Here is a 23,016-nt window from a genome sequence, read left to right as displayed (position 1 = left end):
CAGCGGAATGGACTTACGCAGGCCACCCATCTTGAAGATGTTCTGTTCGTGATGGCAGGCCAGAATGACGGAACCGGACGCCAGGAACAGCAGTGCTTTAAAGAAGGCGTGCGTCATCAGGTGGAAAATCGCCGCATCCCATGCCTGAACGCCCAGCGCCAGGAACATGTAACCGATCTGGCTCATGGTGGAATAGGCGAGTACGCGCTTGATGTCGGTTTGCACCAGTGCGGCAAAACCTGCCATCACCAGCGTCACCGCACCCACGATACCGACCAGATGCAGAATTTCCGGGGTCATCAGGAACAGGCCATGCGTACGGGCAATCAGGTAAACACCAGCGGTCACCATCGTTGCGGCGTGGATCAGCGCGGAGACAGGCGTCGGGCCCGCCATCGCGTCAGCCAGCCATGTCTGCAACGGCAGCTGTGCCGATTTACCCACAGCACCACCCAGCAGCATTAGCGTCGCCCACGTCAGCATATTGTTGCCTGCGGCGAAGTGTGCTGGCGCCAGTTCAACCATTTCACGGAAGTTCAGGGTACCCAGCTCGTTGTACAGAATGAACAGTGCGAACGCGAGGAACACGTCACCCACACGGGTCACGACGAACGCTTTCATCGCCGCAGCGCCATTCTTCGGATCGGTGTAATAGAAACCGATCAGCAGGTAAGAGCACAGGCCCACGCCTTCCCAGCCGAGGTACATCAACAGCAGGTTATCGGACAGCACCAGAACAACCATGCTGGCGATAAACAGGTTCGTGTAAGCGAAGAAGCGGGAGTAGCCCTCTTCACCGCGCATGTACCAGGAGGCGAACATGTGGATCAGGAAACCGACACCGGTGACAACCGACAGCATGGTCAGCGACAGGCCGTCCAGTACCAGGTTGAAACTAATGTTGAAGTTACCGACAGACATCCACGTCCACAGCGGCTGGCTGAACGCCTGCTTGCCGTTGGCGAAGAAGTCCATCCCGACAAAGGCAGTGACCAGCGCCGCCAGACCAATGGAGCCTACGCCCACGGTTGCGGAGAGATTTTCTGACCAGCGTCCGCGAGAGAACGCCAGCAGGACAAAGCCAATCAATGGCAGAATGATGGTTAAGGCAAGCATGTTCATCCACGCATCTCACTTACTGAATCGATGTTCAGGTTCTGGCGACGGCGATGAAGTTGCAGCAACAGCGCAAGCCCTATACTCGCTTCGGCAGCCGCAAGGCTGATGGCGAGAATATACATCACCTGACCATCGGTCTGGCCCCAGTAGCTACCGGCAACCACAAAGGCCAGCGCGGAAGCGTTGATCATGATTTCCAGGCCAATCAGCATAAACAGCAGATTGCGGCGGATAACCAGACCGGTTAAACCCAGAACGAATAAAATCGCAGCGAGGATCAGTCCATGTTGTAAGGGGATCATGCGTGCTCCTCCGTTTTTCTTTTCGCGCTATCGTCTTTACGGTTGCTCAGCACTTCACCTGAACGCTCTTCGCGTCCAACGTGGAAGGCAACAACCAGACCTGCCAGCAGCAGCATGGATGCCAGTTCAACCGCCAGTACGTAAGGCCCGAACAGGGTAATACCTACCGCTTTCGCGCTGATTGGCGTACCGTCGATACCCTGATCGTTAACCCCCAGAATGGCGTAAACAATCACCACCAGCATGATAGCCGACAGAATTGCCGGGCCAATCCACACCTGCGGCTTCAGCCACTGACGTTCCTGTTCGATTTCAGAACCGCCCAGGTTGAGCATCATCACCACAAACACGAACAGCACCATAATGGCGCCCGCGTAAACGATGATTTCCAGCGCACCCGCGAAGTAAGCGCCCAGCGAGAAGAACACCCCGGAAATCGCCAGCAGCGAAATAATCAGGTACAGCAGTGCGTGCACCGGATTGGTATGGGTGATCACCCGCAAGGTTGCGAGAATGGCGACCAGGCCACAGATATAAAAAGCGAACTCCATTGCCCCTCTCCTTACGGTAACAGGCTCTTGACGTCGATAGGCTTGGCTTCGTTCTCTGCTTCGCCCTTATCTTTGCCGTCGATTGCCATACCTGCCATCCGGTAGAAGTTATATTCCGGGTATTTGCCCGGACCGGAGATCAGCAGATCCTCTTTCTCGTAAACCAGATCCTGGCGCTTGTACTCACCCAGTTCGAAATCTGGCGTAAGCTGAATCGCGGTTGTTGGACAGGCTTCTTCGCACAGACCGCAGAAAATGCAGCGTGAGAAGTTAATGCGGAAAAACTCCGGATACCAGCGACCATCTTTGGTCTCTGCTTTTTGCAGAGAGATACAGCCTACCGGACACGCTACCGCACACAGGTTACAGGCAACGCAGCGCTCCTCGCCGTCCGGGTCGCGCGTCAGCACAATGCGACCACGAAAACGGGGCGGTAGATAGACCGGCTCTTCCGGGTACATCTGCGTTTCGCGTTTGGCGAACGCATGCAGGCCGATCATCCAGATACTGCGTACCTGGGTGCCGAAGCCTACTAACAATTCTTTTAAGGTCATGGTCTTTGTGCCCCTTATTGCGCCTGCCAGAGAATGACAGCCGCCGTTACCAGCAAGTTGATGAGCGTCAGCGGCAGGCAGATTTTCCAGCCGAAGGACATTACCTGGTCATAACGAGGACGCGGTAACGACGCACGAATCAAAATGAACATCATCATGAAGAACGCGGTTTTAATCGCGAACCAGATGAATGGCGGTAAGAACGGGCCCTGCCAGCCACCGAAGAACAGGGTAACCATCAGCGCAGAAATGGTGACGATACCGATGTACTCGCCCACAAAGAACAGACCGAATTTCATCCCGGAGTATTCAATGTGGTAACCATCGGCCAGTTCCTGCTCGGCTTCCGGCTGGTCAAACGGATGACGGTGACACACCGCCACGCCCGCGATAGCGAAGGTGACAAAACCAAAGAACTGCGGAATAACATTCCAGATATCAGCCTGGCTGTTGACGATGTCGGTCATGTTAAAGGAACCGGCCTGCGCCACCACGCCCATCAGGGAAAGGCCGAGGAACACTTCGTAGCTGAGCGTCTGCGCAGACGCACGCATCGCACCCAACAGCGAGTATTTGTTGTTGCTCGACCAACCGGCGAACAGCACCGCATACACCGCCAGACCCGCCATCATCAGGAAGAACAAGATCCCGATGTTCAGATCCGCGACCACCCAACCCGGACTCACCGGCACGATGGCAAACGCCAGCAGCAGCGAGGTAAAGGCGATCATTGGCGCAAGGGTAAAGATGACGCGATCCGAGAATTTCGGGATCCAGTCTTCTTTAAAGAACATCTTGATCATGTCCGCAACCAGCTGGAGCGAACCGCCCCAGCCTACACGGTTCGGTCCGTAACGGTTCTGGAACAGACCCAGCAGACGACGTTCGCCAAAGCTCATGAATGCCCCGCAGGTGACCACCACCAGCAGAATCACCACCGCTTTGAGGATGGTCAGCAGGATTTCGATCAGATCCGGTGTAATCCAACTCATTGTTGTGCCTCCTGCAGATCCTCAAGACGCGCACCCGCCAGAACAGGGGCAATGCCCGGCATCCCCATCGGCAAGCCAACCTGCCCTGCCGTCAGCCCTTCGGCGATTTCAACCGGCAGCGTGACCGTATTGCCATCGTAGCTAAAGGAGACGCGGGTACCGGCATTCACGCCCAACTTCGCGGCATCGGCCGGGTTGAGTTTGATGTACGGTTGCGGCATGCGGCTCTGGAAGACCGGCGCACGCTGAGACAGTTCATCGCTACCAAACAGATGGTAGTACGGCGCGATACGCCACTGACCGTCCTGGGCCTGGAAGCTTGCAGGAACCGTCGTGAAGTAATCCAGACTGCCCTCTGAGGCTTCAATCAGACGCACACCCGGATCGCCATGGCGCAGTTTCCCGCCCACTTCATCCTGGAACTTGTTCCACGCCTGTGGAGAGTTCCAGCCCGGCGCCCAGGCAAATGGAATCTGTGAACGCGGCGCAGACGGCTGGTTGTTCCCTTCCATTGAGAAGGCAAACATCGTGTCTTTGTCCTGCGGCTGACGCGGTTCATGGACGCTGATGTTCGCGCGCATCGCCGTACGACCACTGTAACGGTGCGGCTCACGCGCCAGTTTTTGTCCACGAATGCGGAAGGTGGCATCCGGCGCAGCATCTTTAATACCGGCCAGTTCAGGCATCGCGGCGACGACCGCGTCGATCACGTGGTCAAGCTGCGTCCAGTCCACTTCGCGGTTCTGTACGGTGCTGTGCAGTGAATGCAACCAGCGCCAGCTTTCCAGCATGATGGTATTGCTGTCGTAGTACGCCGGATCGTAAACCTGGAAGAAACGCTGAGCACGGCCTTCGTTGTTGATGACCGTGCCGTCGCTTTCGGCAAAGCTGGCGGCGGAAAGCACCAGATGGGCGTTTTCCATGATCGCCGTACGCTGATGGTCAACCACCATCACCAGCGGCGCTTTTGCCAGCGCAGCATTCACGCGCGTTGCCGACGCATGACGATGCAGATCGTTTTCCAGCACGACCACCGCGTCAGCACGGCCGGTTTCCAGTTCGGTCAGCGCATCGTCGAGCGAACCACCGCCCATAATGCCCAGGCCCATACTGTTAACCGAACGGGTAATCATCGTGATGCCGACGTCCGCACCGCGACCTTTCAGCGCTTTCGCCACGTTGGCAGCCGCCTGAATCACTTCTGCGCTACCGGCGTTGGTACCGGAAATGATCAGCGGTTTTTTCGCCCCGGCCAGCGCCTGGACGATCACGTCGATTTTGTTTTGCAGGTCACTGCTGATGCCGTCAACGGCTGGCGCATTGTTGTCCAGCGCATGGGCAATCGCGAAGCCTAAACGCGCCTGATCTTCAACCGGCGCACGGTAGGTCCAGGCCGCGATATCATCCAGACGGGTGTTATCCACATTGGTCACGAACAGCGGGTGCTTCGCGCGTTGGCCGATGTTGAGGATCGCCGCAATCTGCCAGTCAGCCACTTTCTGGGCTGCCGCCATTTCGCGTGCCTTGCCTTTCACCGCCTGACGCACGGCCAGCGCAACGCGAGCGCCGGTCTGAGTGATGTCTTCGCCCAGCACCAGTACCGCATCGTAAGATTCAATATCACGCAGCGCAGGGGTATGCACACCGCCTTCACGTAGCACCTTCAGTGCCAGTTGCAGACGTTCCTGCTCGGATTGTGCAATCCCGGTATAGAAGTTTTCCACCCCGACCAGTTCACGCAACGCGAAGTTGCTCTCAACGCTGGCGCGCGGTGAGCCGATGCCAATCACTTTCTTCGACTGACGCAGAATATCTGCCGCGCCCTGCATTGCCTGTTCGGCGTTGAGGGTGATCAGGTCATCGCCACGACGCTGTACAGGTTGACGCGGACGGTCTTTCAGGTTCACATAACCATAGCCAAAACGACCGCGGTCGCAGAGGAAGTAGTGGTTAACGGTCCCGTTATAACGGTTTTCGATACGGCGCAGTTCGCCGTAACGCTCACCCGGGCTGATGTTACAGCCGATGGAACATTGTTGGCAGATGCTCGGCGCAAACTGCATGTCCCATTTACGGTTATAGCGTTCGGAATGCGTTTTATCGGTGAATACGCCGGTCGGGCAGATTTCCACCAGGTTACCGGAGAATTCACTCTCCAGGGTACCGTCTTCCGGACGTCCGAAGTAGACGTTATCGTGCGCGCCATACACGCCCAGATCCTGGCCGTCTGCATAATCTTTGTAGTAACGCACACAGCGATAACAGGCGATGCAGCGGTTCATTTCATGAGAGATGAACGGCCCCAGGTCCTGGTTGCGGTGAGTACGTTTGGTGAAACGATAGCGACGGAAACTGTGGCCGGTCATCACGGTCATATCCTGAAGGTGGCAGTTACCGCCCTCTTCACAGACCGGACAGTCGTGTGGGTGGTTGGTCATCAACCACTCCACCACGCTTTCGCGGAACTGTTTCGCTTCTTCGTCGTCAATCGAAATAAACGTGCCTTCGGTTGCCGGTGTCATACAAGACATCACCAGGCGACCACGCGTGTCTTCCGCGTTTTGGTATTGCTTCACCGCACACTGGCGGCAAGCACCAACGCTTCCCAGCGCCGGATGCCAGCAAAAGTACGGAATATCAAGGCCGAGAGACAGACAAGCTTCCAGCAGGTTGTCCGCTCCGTTGACCTCATATTCTTTGCCGTCTACATGAATCGTAGCCATAGTCAGCATGCTTCCAGTTGGCTTAGTCAGAGACTAAGCGTTAATCGAAATTCATATCGCGATACAGGCTCAGAGGCCTGTAATCACCAGCGCTCTTTCAGCAGGTTCGGCTGAATACCACCAATCGCGTGGGTATTGCTGAACGACTGCTTAATGCCAGCTTCGAATTCTTCGCGGAAATATTTAATGGCGCTCTGTAGCGGCTCAACCGCGCCCGGTGCGTGTGCACAGAAGGTTTTACCCGGGCCGAGGAAACGACACAGTTGCTCAAGTGTCTCGATATCCCCAGGCTGGCCTTCGCCACGCTCCAGCGCACGCAGAATTTTGACGCTCCACGGCAGGCCGTCACGACATGGCGTACACCATCCGCAGGATTCACGAGCAAAGAACTCTTCCAGGTTACGCACCAGCGGCACCATACCTATCTCATGGTCAACCGCCATTGCCAGTGCGGTACCCAGACGGCTGCCTGCTTTACCAATGCTCTCAAATTCCATTGGCAGATCGAGGTGCGCTTCGGTCAGGAAGTCAGTTCCCGCGCCGCCAGGCTGCCAGGCTTTGAACTTCAGTCCATCGCGCATGCCGCCCGCGTAATCTTCGAGGATCTCACGTGCAGTGGTACCGAACGGCAGTTCCCACAGTCCCGGATTCTTCACGCGACCCGAGAAGCCCATCAGCTTGGTGCCAGCATCTTTGCTCTTCGAAATGTTCTGGTACCACTCCACGCCGTTGGCGAGGATCGCCGGAACGTTACACAACGTTTCCACGTTGTTGACGCAGGTCGGTTTACCCCATGCGCCGGAGGTCGCCGGGAACGGCGGCTTCGAACGCGGGTTAGCGCGACGGCCTTCAAGGGAGTTGATCAGCGCCGTTTCTTCACCGCAGATGTAGCGCCCTGCCCCGGTGTGAACAAACAGTTCGAAATCAAAACCGGTGCCCATGATGTTTTTGCCGAGCAGACCGGCTTCGGTCGCTTCCGCAATCGCACGGCGCAGATGCACAGCCGCTTCAATATATTCACCGCGCAGGAAGATGTAGCCCCGGTACGCTTTCAGCGCAAACGCGGAGATCAGCATGCCTTCCACCAGCAGGTGCGGCAGCTGTTCCATCAGCAAACGGTCTTTATAGGTGCCCGGCTCCATTTCATCGGCGTTACACAGCAGGTAGCGGATGTTCATGGATTCGTCTTTTGGCATCAGACTCCACTTCAGACCGGTGGAAAAGCCTGCGCCGCCGCGCCCTTTCAGGCCAGCGTCTTTGACCTGGTTGACGATTTCGTCCGGGGACAGACCAGTCAGCGCCTTACGCGCACCTTCGTAGCCGTTCTTGCTACGGTATTCGTCCAGCCACACAGGCTGTTTGTCATCACGCAGACGCCAGGTCAGCGGATGCGTTTCGGGAGTACGGATAATGTCTTTCATTTATACCGCTCCAGCAGTTCAGGAATGCCTTCCGGGGTCAGGTGAGCGTGAGTATCTTCATCGATCATCATGTTCGGCCCTTTGTCGCAGTTCCCAAGGCAACAGGTCGGCAGCAGCGTAAAGCGACCGTCGAAGGTCGTCTGCCCCGGCTTGATGTTGAGCTTTTTCTCCAGCGCAGCCTGAATCCCCTGGTAACCGTTGATATGGCACACCACGCTGTCGCAATAGCGGATCACGTGGCGACCCACCGGCTGGCGGAAGATCTGACTGTAAAACGTCGCAACACCTTCGACATCGCTTGCCGGGATCCCCAGCACATCGGCGATCGCGTGGATCGCACCGTCCGGCACCCAGCCACGCTGCTTCTGAACGATTTTCAGCGCTTCAATGGACGCCGCACGCGGGTCTTCGTAGTGGTGCTTCTCGTGCTCAATGGCTTCACGCTCTGCCGCACTCAGCTCAAAAGCCTCGGTTTGTGGTTGTTGATTCTCGTGCATAATTAGCGGTCCACATCTGACATAACAAAATCGATACTACCCAGATGGACGATCAAGTCGGACACCAGGCTGCCACGTACTGCCACCGGGATCTGCTGCAAATGCGCGTAGCTCGGGGTACGAATACGGGTACGATAACTCATGGTGCTGCCATCGCTGGTCAGGTAGTAACTGTTGATACCCTTGGTCGCTTCCACCATCTGGAAGGACTCATTCGCCGGCATAACCGGGCCCCACGACACTTGCAGGAAGTGGGTGATCAGGGTTTCGATATGTTGCAGCGTGCGCTCTTTCGGCGGCGGCGTCGTCAACGGGTGATCCGCTTTAAACGGGCCTTCCGGCATGTTGTTGAGGCACTGCTCAAGGATGCGCAGACTCTGGCGCAGCTCTTCCACTTTCAGCATTACGCGGGTGTAGCAGTCGGAAACCCCGCCGCCAACCGGCACTTCAAAGTCAAAGTTTTCGTAGCCAGAGTAAGGGCGTGCTTTACGCACGTCGAAATCAATACCGGTCGCACGCAGCGCCGCACCGGTGCAGCCCCAGTCCAGCGCTTCTTTCTTACCGTAAGCGGCAACGCCCTGCGAACGCCCTTTCAGAATGGTGTTTTGCAGTGCGGCTTTCTCGTAAGACGCCAGACGCTTCGGCATCCAGTCGAGGAATTCACGCAGCAGTTTGTCCCAGCCGCGCGGCAGGTCATGCGCCACGCCGCCAATACGGAACCAGGCCGGGTGCATACGGTAGCCGGTGACCGCTTCTACGATGTCGTAGATTTTCTGGCGGTCGGTAAAGGCAAAGAAGACCGGCGTCATGGCGCCGACGTCCTGAATAAAGGTCGAGATATACAGCAGATGGCTGTTAATGCGGAACAGCTCGGAGAGCATCACGCGGATAACGTTAACGCGATCCGGTACGGTAATGCCCGCCAGTTTTTCCACTGCCAGCACGTACGGCATCTCGTTGACGCAGCCGCCGAGGTATTCGATACGGTCGGTATACGGAATGTAGCTGTGCCAGGACTGACGTTCGCCCATCTTTTCAGCACCACGGTGGTGGTAACCGATGTCAGGCACACAGTCGACAATCTCTTCGCCATCAAGCTGAAGAACAATACGGAATGCACCGTGTGAAGACGGGTGGTTCGGACCGAGGTTGAGGAACATAAAGTCCTCGTTTTCGGTACCACGCTGCATGCCCCAGTCTTCCGGTTTGAAGGTCAGCGCTTCCATTTCCAGATCCTGCTTCGCTTTGGTCAGCTCAAACGGATCGAATTCGGTAGCACGCGCCGGGTAGTCTTTACGTAGCGGATGGCCTTTCCAGGTTGGCGGCATCAACAGACGCGTTAGGTGCGGGTGTCCGTCAAATTCAATACCAAACATGTCCCAGGTTTCACGCTCATACCAGTTAGCATTCGGGAACAGTTTGGTGAAGGTCGGTACACGCAGGTCGTTTTCAGACAAGGCCACCTTGAGCATGATATCGCGATTGCGTTCAATGGAAATCAGGTGGTAGAAAACGGAAAAATCCGCGGCGGGTAACCCTTCGCGGTGTGTGCGCAGACGTTCGTCCATGCCGTGTAAGTCAAACAGCATGACGTAAGGTTTCGGCAATCTCTTTAAGAAATCGCCCACTTCCAGTAATTGTTCACGCTTGACCCAAACAACGGGTACCCCGGTGCGAGTCGCCTGAACGGTAAAGGCATCCGGCCCAAAACGGTTGCGCAGTTCGCCGATGACCGGGTCATCAAGGTGATCCCGTGTTTGCCATGCGGCATCTTGCGCGGTTAAGTCGGTCATATTGTTCACCATTGCAAATGGTCCGTGGTGACTGTCGACAGAGCTTCGCTGAATTTATGTAGTGATGGGCGAAGAAAATGCTGCTGCCGACAGGCGCAAATTAAATCTCGTCTGGTGTACGCAGATTCGTTACTGCAATGCGTTCGCCGCGTTTACGCTCGCGCTCTGACTGCATGTTGGCGCGATAAACGCCCTGATCGCCAACCACCCAGGAGAGCGGACGACGTTCTTTGCCAATGGAATCCTGCAACAGCATTAACGCCTGCATGTACGCTTCCGGACGCGGCGGGCAACCCGGGATGTAAACATCCACAGGGATAAACTTATCAACGCCCTGCACTACCGAATAAATATCGTACATACCGCCGGAGTTGGCACATGCGCCCATGGAAATGACCCATTTCGGCTCCAGCATCTGATCGTAAAGACGCTGAATGACCGGCGCCATTTTGGTAAAGCAGGTCCCCGCTACCACCATCAAGTCAGCCTGACGTGGTGAAGCACGCAGGACTTCCGCGCCAAAGCGCGCCACGTCATGCACGGCGGTGAACGAGGTCACCATCTCTACGTAGCAGCAGGAAAGGCCGAAGTTATAAGGCCAGATTGAGTTTTTGCGACCCCAGTTAACCATGTCATGGAGTTTGCCCATGAACACGTTTTTGTTAACTTCCTGTTCCAGGGGGTCGGTTACGATCTCCTGTTTTTGCAGGGGGTAACGGTCGTTCTCACCGTTAGGATCTATGCGGGTGAGCGTATAATCCATCTTAATGCCTCGCGGTTAGCGTTGACGATTAGCGATACTGTTCGTTTCCGGGTTCATACGCTCGCGGCGTGAACGCGCGGGCGTCCAGTCCAGCGCGCCAATACGCACCAGATAAACCAGACCTGCCAGTAACACAAAAATAAAAATTGCAGCTTCGACAAAGCCTACCCAACCGCTTTCGCGGATAGAGGTCGACCATGCGAACAGATACAGCGCTTCAACGTCGAAGATAACGAAGAACATGGCTACCAGATAAAACTTGGCAGACAGGCGTAAGCGGGCGGTGCCGACCGAGTCGATACCTGATTCAAACGGGGTGTTTTTTGACCTCGCGCGTGCGCGACCGCCTAAAAACCAACCGCCGATAAGCATCAGGCAGCACAGGCCAATAGCAACAATAAGAAAGATAGCGAATGCCCAGTGATGAGCGATGACTTCAGTGGATGTTGACATACTCATTGCTTACTCATCAAAAGTAGCGCCAAATTCTCTGCTCTTTTCGGCAGATGAACGCCACATCGATTCATGGGGAGGAATAAAAAAAACCTTACAATCGCTGCAGAAAATGTTTTAGACAGCCAATTGATGGGGTTTTTTACTCCTTTCTATAACCTTTTGTCAACTTTAACAAAAGTTTCCTCACATTAATTTACATGACAACAACACCCTTAACATTTAATGCGCTTTAGCACCGTGTCGATCGATTCACAGGCTAAATGGGGATGTTGTTGAATCGTGTCCGTTGTGAAGTAAGTAGAAAAAAACGCGCCTATTTTGACAGGAATTGATCCAAAAGCCTTCCCCTAAAAGGGAGTATTTTCTTGATCTGTGACACGCTTTTGTTAATCCACCTCAAAAAACAGCAACAATTTCTCTCGTTTTTTAACATGAGAGGGTTGACCTGCGAATTTCGCTTCTTTTTTACGCATTTTTTAATCGCAACGTCTACTCGCTGATTTATGAGGATTTTTACCTTTTTCCTCCTGCCCGTTAAGGATATTAGTACAAAAAAAGAACCACTGGATGTTTTTTAATCTCCAGTGGCTCTTTTTTACACTTGCCCTTTTTAATGCTTTTTTTGTGACCCGTTACTCATAGTCTCCCTGGACCAGCACGGAATCATCTCCCCCTTCAGGGGTAATCGGGCTGTACTGCCACGGATTCTGCCAGGTATCCATCGCCTGATAGATAACCTGCGCCAGATCGTTCTTCGAGGCCGGGTCACGGCACAGCAGGTATTCGGTGTCCGGCAACGGCGGTAATCCGTCAACTGCCCCCAGCACGCGTAGATCCGGACTCATCATTTCTACCGGACGCGCCGTCACGCCAAGACCAGCTTTCACCGCCGCGCGCACGGCCGGCAATGTCGACGCCACATAGGCCAGTCGCCAGGGGATGTTCGCCGCATTCAGGGTGGCAAGGACCACATCACGGAACGGACTGGGATCATCCAACAATACCAGCGGAACCGGTTCGCCCTTTTGCAGCACATACTCTGCGGCACAATACCAGTGTGTCGGCGAGGTACGCAGCGTCAGGCTTTCAAACGGTCCGGGACGGTTAGTGGTGACGATCAGATCCACCTCTTGCGATTTCAGCATATCGAGCATGAAGGCATTTCGCTTCACTCTGACATCCAGCGCAAGCTTCGGATAAACCGAGCTAATGCGATTCAGGAGGAAAGGCAGTATCGTATCGGCGGATTCATCCGAAGCCCCGATAGTTAATACTCCCTGAAGATTGCTGAACATCAATGATGAGCAGGCCTCATCATTGAAACGTAGGATTTTTCTGGCGTAACCCAAAAGCTGAATGCCGTGTTCAGTCAACAGTTTGTTACGACCGTGACGAGCGAAGAGTTCTTTTCCCACGAGCTGTTCGAGGCGCTGCATCTGTTGGCTCACCGCAGACTGAGTACGACACACTGCTGCAGCCGCTGCTGCAAATGTGTTCAGATCGGCAACAGCAACAAATGTTCTCAGCAGATCGAGGTCGAGGTTAATTATCGGACGATTTGCATTTATCATAATTTTTCACTTACTGGCGGCTCATACTGAGCTTGTTAATGCTGTGCATACAAAATCAAGCAATTCCGTTTGTAATGCGCTTCCTTAGCAGAGTCACCCGCTGACAGCAGGTGAAAGTAAATAGGTATATCATGTGACTGGCGAAATGCTACCCTCTTTCTTACGTAATAATACCTTACGCGAACTCTCAGGTTATTTCGTTAAGAACGGGCTGACCTATTAAAGCCTATGTAGATTTCTGCCATTTTCTGGATGTAAAAAGTGTAAATGTAAAGAATGGAACCGGGCATACATCAACGAGAAATAAGCATACATGGCAGTAAGTTAGCCACAAAAACCCATTCGGGATATTAACAAATCATGCGGCCACATGTCATTTCATCATGCGTATCTTAACCTAAAACCTTTTTATTTATAAGCTTTAATGCGAATGATCTGATGCAAAGTTTTGTTATGTTTCTCAAATCAACTCGCTATTATTCGCGCCTTGCGTAAAGCCTTTTTAATTATTAAATAATAATTAATGAGATTCCAGGTCATTCATAAATCCTGCTTAACATTAGATTTACACCGCCAGGGTTCCCGTACATCCCGATAACACGGGCAGTGATTAATCTTTCAGTATTTACGAATTATTAAATGACGTCAGAATTCTCCCCGAAATTTCACGGGCGCTGAACCTTTTTGTATACAAGAGAATCGGCCACCCGCGAACGTAAAAATCGCAATATCATGCTATAAAAAATTGAATAACCTATTCTTATCTCTATAAATTCCGTAAAAATCAGTCAATAACAGCACAATAGTACATCACCATTCAGCAAAATCTTCTTCTGCAAAGCCTTCAAAACGCCCCGCTGGGGGAGTACATTGTTCCAAACTGACTTCCACGGCAGGAAGTGGTGATAACAGCATAAAGGTCAAGGTTCATGTCCCCCATTGAGAAATCCAGCAAATTAGATAACGTCTGTTATGACATCCGCGGTCCTGTTCTGAAGGAAGCGAAACGCCTTGAAGAAGAAGGCAATAAGGTTCTGAAACTGAACATTGGTAACCCCGCCCCTTTTGGCTTTGACGCCCCCGATGAAATTCTGGTGGATGTCATCCGTAATCTGCCTACTGCACAAGGTTATTCCGATTCCAAAGGCCTCTATTCCGCGCGTAAAGCCATCATGCAGCACTATCAGGCGCGTGGCATGCGTGACGTCACCGTCGAAGATATCTACATCGGTAATGGCGTTTCAGAGCTGATCGTGCAGGCGATGCAGGCATTACTGAACAGTGGGGACGAAATGCTGGTGCCCGCGCCGGATTATCCGCTGTGGACGGCGGCGGTCGCGCTCTCTGGCGGCAATGCGGTGCATTACCTGTGCGATGAATCATCCGACTGGTTCCCGGACCTTGATGACATCCGCGCCAAAATCACGCCGCGTACCCGTGGGATCGTCATCATTAACCCGAACAACCCGACCGGCGCGGTTTATTCCAAAGAGCTGTTGATGGAGATCGTCGAGATCGCGCGGCAGAATGATCTCATTATTTTTGCCGATGAGATCTACGATAAGATCCTGTATGACGACGCCGAGCACCATTCCATCGCCGCAATGGCACCGGATCTACTGACCGTGACCTTTAACGGCCTGTCCAAAACCTATCGCGTGGCCGGTTTCCGCCAGGGCTGGATGGTTCTCAACGGGCCGAAGAAGCATGCGAAAGGTTATATCGAAGGGCTGGAAATGCTGGCATCGATGCGTCTTTGCGCCAACGTGCCGGCACAGCATGCCATTCAGACGGCGCTGGGCGGTTACCAGAGTATCAGTGAATTCATCATGCCCGGCGGTCGTCTGTATGAGCAGCGCAATCGCGCCTGGGAATTGATCAACGATATTCCGGGCGTCTCCTGCGTGAAGCCGCGTGGTGCGCTGTATATGTTCCCGAAAATTGACGCGAAGCGCTTCAATATTCATGACGACCAGAAAATGGTGCTCGATTTTCTGTTACAGGAAAAAGTCCTGCTGGTTCAGGGGACGGCATTTAACTGGCCGTGGCCGGATCACGTGCGCATCGTCACCCTGCCCCGCATCGACGACATAGAGATGTCGCTGAGCAAATTTGCACGTTTCCTGTCGGGATATCACCAGCTTTAATCCAAAATGCGTTGCAGGACAAAACACCCAGGGTGTTTTGTCCTGCAACGTGAAGTATGACGAGCATTTGCATCCGGCGGCCTTCTCTGCGCACAATGACCTCCAGGTTGTCATCATGAAAAGGTCACTATGAAGCAGAGCCATTTTTTTGCCCACCTCTCCCGCCTCAAACTCATTAACCGCTGGCCTTTAATGCGCAATGTGCGCACAGAAAACGTCTCTGAGCACAGTCTCCAGGTCGCGATGGTGGCCCACGCGCTGGCGGCGATCAAAAACCGTAAGTTTGCCGGTCAGGTTAATGCCGAACGCATTGCGCTGTTGGCGATGTATCACGATGCGTCAGAAGTGCTGACCGGGGATCTGCCCACGCCGGTAAAATATTTCAATTCGCAAATCGCCCAGGAATATAAGGCTATTGAGAAAATCGCTCAGCAGAAACTGGTCGATATGGTGCCCGATGAGCTGCGGGATATTTTTGCCCCGCTGATTGATGAGCATGCATATAGCGAAGAAGAAAAGTCGATTGTGAAACAGGCCGATGCGCTGTGTGCGTATCTGAAGTGTCTGGAAGAGTTGTCGGCAGGGAATAATGAATTCCTGCTGGCAAAGACGCGACTGGAAAAAACGCTGGAGTCACGCCGCAGCCCGGAGATGGATTACTTTATGGAAGTCTTCGTCCCCAGTTTTCACCTGTCTCTCGATGAAATTAGCCAGGACTCTCCGCTGTAACGATTTGCCGGATGCGCGTCAGCACCATCCGGCAATGCGGCAATGCGGCACAACAACATTAAAACGGAAACAACATCGGGATCATCACCACGCATACCGCCATAACGATAATGGTGAACGGTACGCCCAGCTTAATAAAATCGCTAAAGCTGTAATTCCCTGGTCCTAACACCAGCGTGTTGACCGGTGATGAAACCGGCGTCATAAAGGCCGCCGAGGCCGCCATCGCGATCACCATCGCAAAGGGATAGGGAGAAACGCCCATCGACTTCGCCGCCGCCAACGCAATCGGCGCCATTAATACCGCCGTCGCGGTATTCGAGATAAACAGACCAATGGTCGCGCACAGCGCAAACAGACAGCCCAGCATCATGTACGGGCCATAACCGCCGCCCACGTCCATCAATCCTTTCACGACCAGATCCACACCACCGGTTTTTTGCAGCGCCAGCGCAAAAGGCATCATGCCGACAATCAAAATGATACTGGGCCAGTGAATGGCTTTGTAGGCGCTTTCGGCATCAATACAGCGAAATTTCCCCATCAGCAGACAGGCAATAATCGCCGCGATGGGATTAGGAATTTCGTCAGTCAGCATCAGCGCAACCATCAGCACCAGACAGAAAATCGCGTGCGGGGCCTGGCTGTGCGCCGGGGAAGCTTCGCTCACCTCTTCTGGCAGGTTCAGTGCGACAAAATCTCGCCCCTGCTTTGCCAGCATCCCGATCAGTTTCCAGTTACCGACGACCAGGATAATATCGCCCATCAGCAGCGGCTCATCGGCAAGCGAACCTTCGATCGCCACGCCGTCACGTTTCAGGCCAACCACATTCAGCCCATAGCGGGTACGAAAACCGATTTCCCGCACCGACTTGCCAATCAACTCCGATTCCGGGATCAGCGAGATTTCCGCCATTCCCACATCCAGCGCCTGGTCAGAGAAATACTCCCCACGCAGCACCATTGGCTCCAGCAATTGCTCGCTACAAAATTCACGGAGATCGACATCAGCGGCGGACATGTCAATCAGTAACACGTCACGGGCGCGAAACTCCGATACCCCATTCACGTTTACGATCACCCGCCGAAAACGCCGCCAGCGTTCGACGCCGATCACGTTGGCGCCATAGCGCTCACGCAGTTTAAGATCGTCGAGGCGCTGACCGATCATCGGTGACCCCGGACGAATCGCCAGTCGACGCGCGCGCCCTGTCAGGCGATATTCTTTGATCAGATCGCGAAAGGTGCGACGTTTCCAGCTATCTCGCTGCTGTTGTGGATTGTCGCCTTTGAGCATAAAGCGCATCAGCAGCATATAGATAATGCCCAGCACCAGCACGACGAGGCCGATAGGCGTGACGCTGAAGAAGCTGAAACCGGCATAGCCTTCGCGCAACAATTCACTGTTAACGACCAGGTTGGGCGGGGTGGCCACCAGCGTCATCATGCCGCTGATAAGCCCGGCGAAACTGAGCGGCATCATCAGGCGCGACGGCGACGTTTGCATACGCATCGAGACGCTGAGTACCACGGGAATAAAGATAGCAACGACGCCGGTTGAACTCATAAACGCGCCCAGTCCGGCAACGGTCAGCATCAGCAGGACCAGCATTTTGATTTCGCTACTGCCCGCCATTTTCACCAGCCAGGTGCCCATGACGGTCGCCACGCCGGTGCGTACCAGCCCGTCGCCGATGATAAACAGCGCGGCAATCAACACCACATTAGGGTCACTGAATCCTGAAAAGGCCTCAGTAAGGGTCAGTGTGCCACTGAGAACAAAGGCTACGATGACAAACAGAGCTACCGCGTCCATACGCACTCTGCCCGTCGCAAACAAAATCACAGCAATCGCCAACAGCGATAGAACCCAGATCAATTCACCGTTCACAACCTATCCTTGTCAGATGAGAAGATGGAATGATTCTGCCATAAAAAAGCCCCGACAAGCCGGGGCTAAATCATGATCAGGTATTTCTTAATACAACCACATCACCATTCGGTTGTTTGGTCACCGAAAGCTGCTCCAGGCTGGTCAGGGTGAAATCGACCTCATCCAGACGCGGCGTATCCGCCGGGGCATTTACTGCGATAACATGGCAACCTGCGGCCAGTCCCGAGAGCACGCCCGCAGGGGCATCCTCCACCACCGCACATTCGTGCGGCGCTAAACCGAGCAGTTGCGCGCCGAGCAGATAAGCATCCGGCTCCGGCTTACCACGTTTGACCCGCTCTGCGGTCACGAAAACCTCCGGGGCTGGCAGGTTGGCCACCTGGTGACGTGCGCGCGCAACCGGCATCGACCCTGATGTCACAATCGCCCACGGGATCCCGGCCTTGTTCAGATAGTTAAGCAGCGCAACCGCGCCAGGCAGCGCGGTGATGCCCGCCGTTTCTGTCGCTTCTATTTGCTCCAGACGCGTAAACTCCGCAGCGATTTCCGCCTCAGGTTTGCCCACCATGAAATGGCGCAAAGAGGTAATCGCCTGCTTGCCATGAACAAAACTTAACACTTCGTCATGCGTCAGCCCAAAACGATCGGCCCAGTTACACCATGCACGTTCCACAGCAGGTAACGAGTCAACCAGCGTTCCATCCAGGTCAAACAGAAAGCCCTTGCATTGCACGTTCACCTCCTCAGGCATTGATGATTTGGTTGATTTCGTTGGCGCTCAAATGATACTGACGCGGGCAGGCATGCCACGCGCTTAACATCCGCTGGTATTTTTCCCACATTGGGGTCTGCGCGTTGAAACCGTGCGTGCCGGCATCAAAATGGGTGTAACGTCCTTCCACATTCACCATAAAGCGAACATAACCGAGATAGCGCGCTTCCGTTGCGGCATCAAAGCCCAGGAAGGTTACCCGACGTTCATCAATACTTTGCGCATCTTTCAGGTTGGCCCAGGAGACATGCAGAGCGTGATACATCTCCATGATGTCGATAACCGTACGACAGGTTTCCTCTTTCAGCTCGCCAAATTCCCGATCCAGTTCGCGCATCTGCAGACCGTAACCGCGTTCAATGATCGTCTGCAGACGACGATAACGCTCGGCGTTAGTCGGATCGAGCATAGTCATCATTTTGTATTGATTAGACAAAATAAGACGTTGAGCGTTGGTCATTTCCATTTGGGACTCCTGTATCACTCTACAACGGTGAAAAAAAAGAAGGCATTAATATGCCTTCTTTTATATGCGTAATCAGGGGGCAATTACAAATCATCAAGGAAAGTTTTATCCAGTTGTTTGAAGGCACGCTTAAGCGTGTCAGCTAACGCCTGGTAATCCGGCTTCCCTTCAACCGGGGAGAGCGCTTGCCCCGCCTCCTGTAATTTGCCTCTGACTTCATAAAACCAGTTCAGGATCGAGGGCGGCAGCGGCGTGACGGAACGCTTCCCTAACCACCACAGCCCCTGCATCGGCAGGCTGAGCGCGAACAACGCGGTGGCGACGGCAGGCCCTAACTGGCCGCCCAGTGCTATCTGCCAGCACAGGGTAAAGATAGCGATCGGCGGCATAAAGCGAATAGCGTAACGTGTCATCCGAATCACGCGGTTCTCAACAAAGACGGGTGCAAGGCGCTTTTCCATTGGCCACGTCTTTGAGTAATGTTGCCCCCGACGAAAAAGGCTAAAAAAATTTACGGAGCGATGATCCGGCGTCGACATGGCTTACCTCAACTTCACATATAAAATTTCAAATATTTGTGCAAAACAACAACTATACGGGACAACGTTCAAAACATTTTGTCATTGATACCCACTATCGGGTATCCTGTAGCGGCCTGTAAAAGGCCTGTAGTCCAAAATCATTGAGTCGTCAAATTTACATATAGTATGCCATTGGCTGAAAAATACGCAAAATGGCATAGACTCAAAGGTATTTCTTCCATCATGCCAAAAAAGACAACTGGCATGATGTTAATCATAAATGTCAGCGTCACACTGCGCTACGCTCTATGGCTCCCTGACGTTTTTTTAGCCACGTATCAATAATAGGTACTTCCATGTCGAGTAAGTTAGTACTGGTTCTGAACTGCGGTAGCTCCTCACTGAAATTTGCAATCATCGATGCAGTTAACGGTGAAGAGTACCTTTCTGGTTTAGCCGAATGTTTCCATCTCCCTGAAGCACGTATCAAATGGAAAATGGACGGCGGTAAACAAGAAGCGGCTTTAGGTGCAGGCGCCGCTCACAGTGAAGCGCTGAACTTTATCGTTAATACTATTCTGGCACAAAAACCAGAACTGTCTGCGCAGTTGACTGCAATCGGTCACCGTATCGTACACGGCGGCGAGAAGTATACCAGCTCCGTGGTTATCGATGACTCTGTTATTCAGGGCATCAAAGATTCTGCCTCTTTCGCACCGCTGCATAACCCGGCTCACCTGATCGGGATTGCAGAAGCACTGAAATCCTTCCCGCAGTTGAAAGACAAAAACGTGGCTGTGTTTGACACCGCGTTCCATCAAACCATGCCGGAAGAGTCTTACCTCTATGCCCTGCCGTACAGCCTGTACAAAGAACACGGCGTTCGTCGTTATGGCGCGCACGGTACCAGCCACTTCTTCGTTACCCAGGAAGCGGCAAAAATGCTGAACAAACCGGTAGAAGAGCTGAACATCATCACGTGCCACCTGGGCAACGGGGGTTCTGTTTCTGCTATCCGCAATGGTAAATGTGTTGATACCTCTATGGGCCTGACCCCGCTGGAAGGTCTGGTGATGGGTACCCGCTCTGGTGACATCGACCCGGCAATCATTTTCCACCTGCACGACACGCTGGGCATGAGCGTTGATCAGATCAACAAGATGCTGACCAAAGAATCCGGCCTGCTGGGTCTGACCGAAGTGACCAGCGACTGCCGTTATGTTGAAGACAACTACACCACCAAAGAAGACGCGAAACGTGCAATGGACGTTTACTGCCACCGTCTGGCGAAGTACATCGGTTCCTACACGGCGCTGATGGACGGTCGTCTGGACGCCGTTGTCTTCACCGGCGGTATCGGTGAGAACGCGGCCATGGTTCGCGAGCTGTCCTTGGGTAAACTGGGCGTGCTGGGCTTTGAAGTTGATCATGAACGTAACCTGGCTGCCCGTTTCGGCAAATCTGGTTTCATCAACAAAGAAGGTACCCGTCCTGCGGTGGTGATCCCAACCAACGAAGAACTGGTTATCGCGCAAGACGCGAGCCGTCTGACTGCCTGATATCACACCGCCAGCTAAGCTGGCGGTGCTGTTTTGTAACCCGCCCAACGGGCGGTAACGAAAGAGGATAAACCGTGTCCCGTATTATTATGCTGATCCCTACCGGAACCAGCGTCGGCCTGACCAGCGTCAGCCTCGGCGTCATCCGTGCTATGGAACGCAAAGGCGTTCGTCTGAGTGTCTTTAAGCCCATCGCCCAGCCACGCGCTGGTGGCGATGCGCCAGACCAGACCACCGCTATCGTTCGTGCAAACTCTTCTGTCACCGCAGCTGAACCGCTGAAGATGAGCCACGTAGAGTCTCTGCTGTCCAGCAATCAGAAAGATGTGCTGATGGAAGAGATCATCGCAAACTACCATGCGAACACCAAAGACGCAGAAGTGGTACTGGTTGAAGGCCTGGTCCCAACCCGTAAACACCAGTTCGCGCAGTCTCTGAACTACGAAATCGCTAAAACGCTGAACGCGGAAATCGTCTTCGTCATGTCTCAGGGCACCGATACGCCGGAACAGTTGAACGAGCGTATTGAACTGACTCGCAGCAGCTTCGGCGGCGCAAAAAACACCAACATCACCGGCGTTATCGTGAACAAACTGAACGCTCCGGTTGATGAACAAGGTCGTACCCGTCCGGATCTGTCTGAGATTTTCGACGACTCTTCCAAAGCGCAGGTCGTAAAAGTCGATCCGGCACAGCTCACCGCAAGCAGCCCACTGCCGGTTCTCGGCGCAGTGCCGTGGAGCTTTGAGCTGATCGCGACCCGTGCGATCGATATGGCGCGCCACCTGAATGCCACCATCGTCAACGAAGGCGACATCAATACGCGTCGCGTGAAGTCTGTCACCTTCTGTGCGCGTAGCATTCCGCACATGCTGGAACACTTCCGCGCCGGTTCCCTGCTGGTCACCTCCGCTGACCGTCCGGACGTGCTGGTTGCCGCGTGTCTGGCCGCGATGAATGGCGTTGAAATCGGCGCCCTGCTGCTGACCGGTGGCTACGAAATGGATGCGCGCATCTCTAAACTGTGTGAACGCGCTTTCGCTACCGGCCTGCCGGTATTCATGGTGAACACCAACACCTGGCAAACTTCTCTGAGCCTGCAGAGCTTCAACCTGGAAGTGCCGGTTGACGATCACGCACGCATCGAGAAAGTTCAGGAATACGTGGCGAACTACATCAACGCTGACTGGATCGAGTCCCTGACCGCGACCTCTGAGCGTAGCCGTCGTCTGTCTCCTCCAGCCTTCCGCTATCAGCTGACCGAACTGGCGCGTAAAGCCGGTAAACGCGTTGTGCTGCCAGAAGGCGACGAACCGCGTACCGTGAAAGCGGCAGCCATCTGTGCTGAACGTGGTATCGCAACCTGCGTACTGCTGGGTAACCCGGAAGAGATCAACCGCGTTGCGGCCTCTCAGGGCGTTGAGCTAGGCGCTGGCATCGAAATCGTGGACCCGGAAGTGGTTCGCGAAAGCTATGTCGCGCGTCTGGTTGAACTGCGTAAGAGCAAAGGAATGACCGAAACCGTTGCCCGCGAACAGCTGGAAGACAACGTGGTGCTCGGTACGCTGATGCTGGAACAAGACGAAGTTGACGGTCTGGTATCAGGCGCTGTTCACACCACGGCTAACACCATTCGTCCGCCGCTGCAGCTTATCAAAACTGCGCCAGGCAGTTCACTGGTTTCCTCCGTCTTCTTCATGCTGCTGCCAGAACAGGTTTACGTTTACGGCGACTGCGCGATCAACCCGGATCCGACCGCAGAACAGCTGGCTGAAATCGCTATCCAGTCTGCCGACTCTGCCATTGCCTTTGGTATCGAACCGCGCGTCGCAATGCTCTCCTACTCCACCGGCACCTCTGGTGCGGGTAGCGACGTTGAGAAAGTGCGTGAAGCAACTCGTCTTGCACAGGAAAAACGTCCTGACCTGATGATCGACGGTCCGCTGCAGTACGATGCCGCCGTGATGGCTGACGTGGCAAAATCCAAAGCGCCGAACTCTCCGGTTGCGGGTCGCGCTACCGTGTTCATCTTCCCGGATCTGAACACCGGTAACACCACTTACAAAGCGGTACAGCGTTCTGCCGACCTGATCTCCATCGGGCCGATGCTGCAGGGTATGCGCAAGCCAGTGAACGACCTGTCTCGTGGCGCGCTGGTAGACGATATCGTCTATACCATCGCACTG

Annotated in this window: 20 protein-coding genes; 4 read left to right on the top strand and 16 right to left on the bottom strand. The window is 54.1% G+C overall.

Annotated elements, in window-relative coordinates; all coding sequences use genetic code 11:
- The 12 genes from nuoL to lrhA all read right to left on the bottom strand — a co-directional run.
- The coding region (nuoL, locus tag AB7E14_RS04975) for an NADH-quinone oxidoreductase subunit L (RefSeq protein WP_428169372.1) at positions 1–1,122 on the bottom strand (1,122 nt) is incomplete at its 3' end.
- Positions 1,119–1,421 carry an NADH-quinone oxidoreductase subunit NuoK gene (gene nuoK / locus AB7E14_RS04970; RefSeq protein WP_000612644.1) on the bottom strand — a complete coding sequence of 101 codons (303 nt, stop codon included), beginning with the start codon at positions 1,419–1,421 and terminating at the stop codon, positions 1,119–1,121. The genes nuoK and nuoL, both read right to left, overlap by 4 nt.
- On the bottom strand, positions 1,418–1,972 hold the full coding sequence (gene nuoJ / locus AB7E14_RS04965) for an NADH-quinone oxidoreductase subunit J (RefSeq protein ID WP_043000019.1): 555 nt from the start codon (positions 1,970–1,972) through the stop codon (positions 1,418–1,420). The genes nuoK and nuoJ overlap by 4 nt, the downstream gene beginning before the upstream one ends.
- A gap of 11 nt (positions 1,973–1,983) precedes the next feature.
- On the bottom strand, positions 1,984–2,526 hold the full coding sequence (nuoI, locus tag AB7E14_RS04960; protein ID WP_005129470.1) for an NADH-quinone oxidoreductase subunit NuoI: 543 nt from the start codon (positions 2,524–2,526) through the stop codon (positions 1,984–1,986).
- Between the two features lie 14 nt (positions 2,527–2,540).
- Positions 2,541–3,518 carry an NADH-quinone oxidoreductase subunit NuoH gene (gene nuoH / locus AB7E14_RS04955; RefSeq protein WP_043000018.1) on the bottom strand — a complete coding sequence of 326 codons (978 nt, stop codon included), beginning with the start codon at positions 3,516–3,518 and terminating at the stop codon, positions 2,541–2,543.
- Positions 3,515–6,241 (bottom strand): NADH-quinone oxidoreductase subunit NuoG, encoded by a 2,727-nt coding sequence (nuoG, locus tag AB7E14_RS04950; protein WP_216081280.1) that lies wholly within the window; start codon positions 6,239–6,241, stop codon positions 3,515–3,517. The genes nuoH and nuoG overlap by 4 nt, the downstream gene beginning before the upstream one ends.
- 83 nt (positions 6,242–6,324) lie before the next feature.
- Entirely contained in the window at positions 6,325–7,662 is a 1,338-nt protein-coding gene (gene nuoF / locus AB7E14_RS04945) for an NADH-quinone oxidoreductase subunit NuoF (RefSeq protein ID WP_042317808.1), read from the bottom strand.
- The gene (gene nuoE / locus AB7E14_RS04940) at positions 7,659–8,159 is read right to left on the bottom strand and encodes an NADH-quinone oxidoreductase subunit NuoE (protein WP_042317807.1); all 501 of its coding nucleotides are present in this window, start codon (positions 8,157–8,159) and stop codon (positions 7,659–7,661) included. The genes nuoF and nuoE overlap by 4 nt, the downstream gene beginning before the upstream one ends.
- Positions 8,160–8,161: 2 nt before the next feature.
- Positions 8,162–9,964, bottom strand: coding sequence for an NADH-quinone oxidoreductase subunit C/D (gene nuoC / locus AB7E14_RS04935; protein ID WP_428169371.1), 1,803 nt, complete (start codon positions 9,962–9,964; stop codon positions 8,162–8,164).
- Positions 9,965–10,052: 88 nt separating this feature from the next.
- On the bottom strand, positions 10,053–10,715 hold the full coding sequence (gene nuoB, locus AB7E14_RS04930; protein WP_003028075.1) for an NADH-quinone oxidoreductase subunit NuoB: 663 nt from the start codon (positions 10,713–10,715) through the stop codon (positions 10,053–10,055).
- Positions 10,716–10,730: 15 nt separating this feature from the next.
- Positions 10,731–11,174: an NADH-quinone oxidoreductase subunit NuoA gene (nuoA, locus tag AB7E14_RS04925; protein ID WP_042317806.1), complete on the bottom strand. Its 444-nt coding sequence runs from the start codon at positions 11,172–11,174 to the stop codon at positions 10,731–10,733.
- A gap of 629 nt (positions 11,175–11,803) precedes the next feature.
- A complete protein-coding gene (gene lrhA, locus AB7E14_RS04920; RefSeq protein WP_043000017.1) occupies positions 11,804–12,742 on the bottom strand; it encodes a transcriptional regulator LrhA in 939 nt (312 codons plus the stop codon).
- Between the two features lie 929 nt (positions 12,743–13,671).
- Here lrhA and alaA point away from each other — a divergent pair.
- Entirely contained in the window at positions 13,672–14,889 is a 1,218-nt protein-coding gene (gene alaA, locus AB7E14_RS04915) for an alanine transaminase AlaA (protein WP_043000016.1), read from the top strand.
- A 129-nt stretch (positions 14,890–15,018) separates the two neighbouring features.
- A complete protein-coding gene (yfbR, locus tag AB7E14_RS04910) occupies positions 15,019–15,618 on the top strand; it encodes a 5'-deoxynucleotidase (RefSeq protein ID WP_042317802.1) in 600 nt (199 codons plus the stop codon).
- A gap of 58 nt (positions 15,619–15,676) precedes the next feature.
- Here the strand turns inward: yfbR and AB7E14_RS04905 are convergent, their stop codons facing one another.
- The 4 genes from AB7E14_RS04905 to yfbV form a co-directional block, all read right to left on the bottom strand.
- The gene (locus AB7E14_RS04905) at positions 15,677–17,509 is read right to left on the bottom strand and encodes an SLC13 family permease (RefSeq protein WP_043000014.1); all 1,833 of its coding nucleotides are present in this window, start codon (positions 17,507–17,509) and stop codon (positions 15,677–15,679) included.
- Between the two features lie 76 nt (positions 17,510–17,585).
- On the bottom strand, positions 17,586–18,263 hold the full coding sequence (locus tag AB7E14_RS04900; RefSeq protein WP_316962471.1) for a sugar phosphatase: 678 nt from the start codon (positions 18,261–18,263) through the stop codon (positions 17,586–17,588).
- Positions 18,256–18,750 carry a YfbU family protein gene (locus AB7E14_RS04895; RefSeq protein ID WP_042290698.1) on the bottom strand — a complete coding sequence of 165 codons (495 nt, stop codon included), beginning with the start codon at positions 18,748–18,750 and terminating at the stop codon, positions 18,256–18,258. Before AB7E14_RS04895 ends, AB7E14_RS04900 begins: the two co-directional genes overlap by 8 nt.
- Positions 18,751–18,833: 83 nt before the next feature.
- Entirely contained in the window at positions 18,834–19,289 is a 456-nt protein-coding gene (yfbV, locus tag AB7E14_RS04890) for a terminus macrodomain insulation protein YfbV (RefSeq protein ID WP_042317796.1), read from the bottom strand.
- A gap of 338 nt (positions 19,290–19,627) precedes the next feature.
- On the opposite strand from yfbV, the gene ackA reads away from it, so the two are divergent.
- The gene (gene ackA, locus AB7E14_RS04885) at positions 19,628–20,830 is read left to right on the top strand and encodes an acetate kinase (RefSeq protein ID WP_042317795.1); all 1,203 of its coding nucleotides are present in this window, start codon (positions 19,628–19,630) and stop codon (positions 20,828–20,830) included.
- Positions 20,831–20,904: 74 nt separating this feature from the next.
- The coding region (gene pta / locus AB7E14_RS04880) for a phosphate acetyltransferase (protein WP_428169370.1) at positions 20,905–23,016 on the top strand (2,112 nt) is incomplete at its 3' end.

The organism is Citrobacter sp. (genome assembly GCF_050252275.1).
GTDB classification, from domain to species: domain Bacteria; phylum Pseudomonadota; class Gammaproteobacteria; order Enterobacterales; family Enterobacteriaceae; genus Citrobacter_A; species Citrobacter_A amalonaticus.
This window is presented reverse-complemented; position numbering and strand designations above follow the sequence as displayed.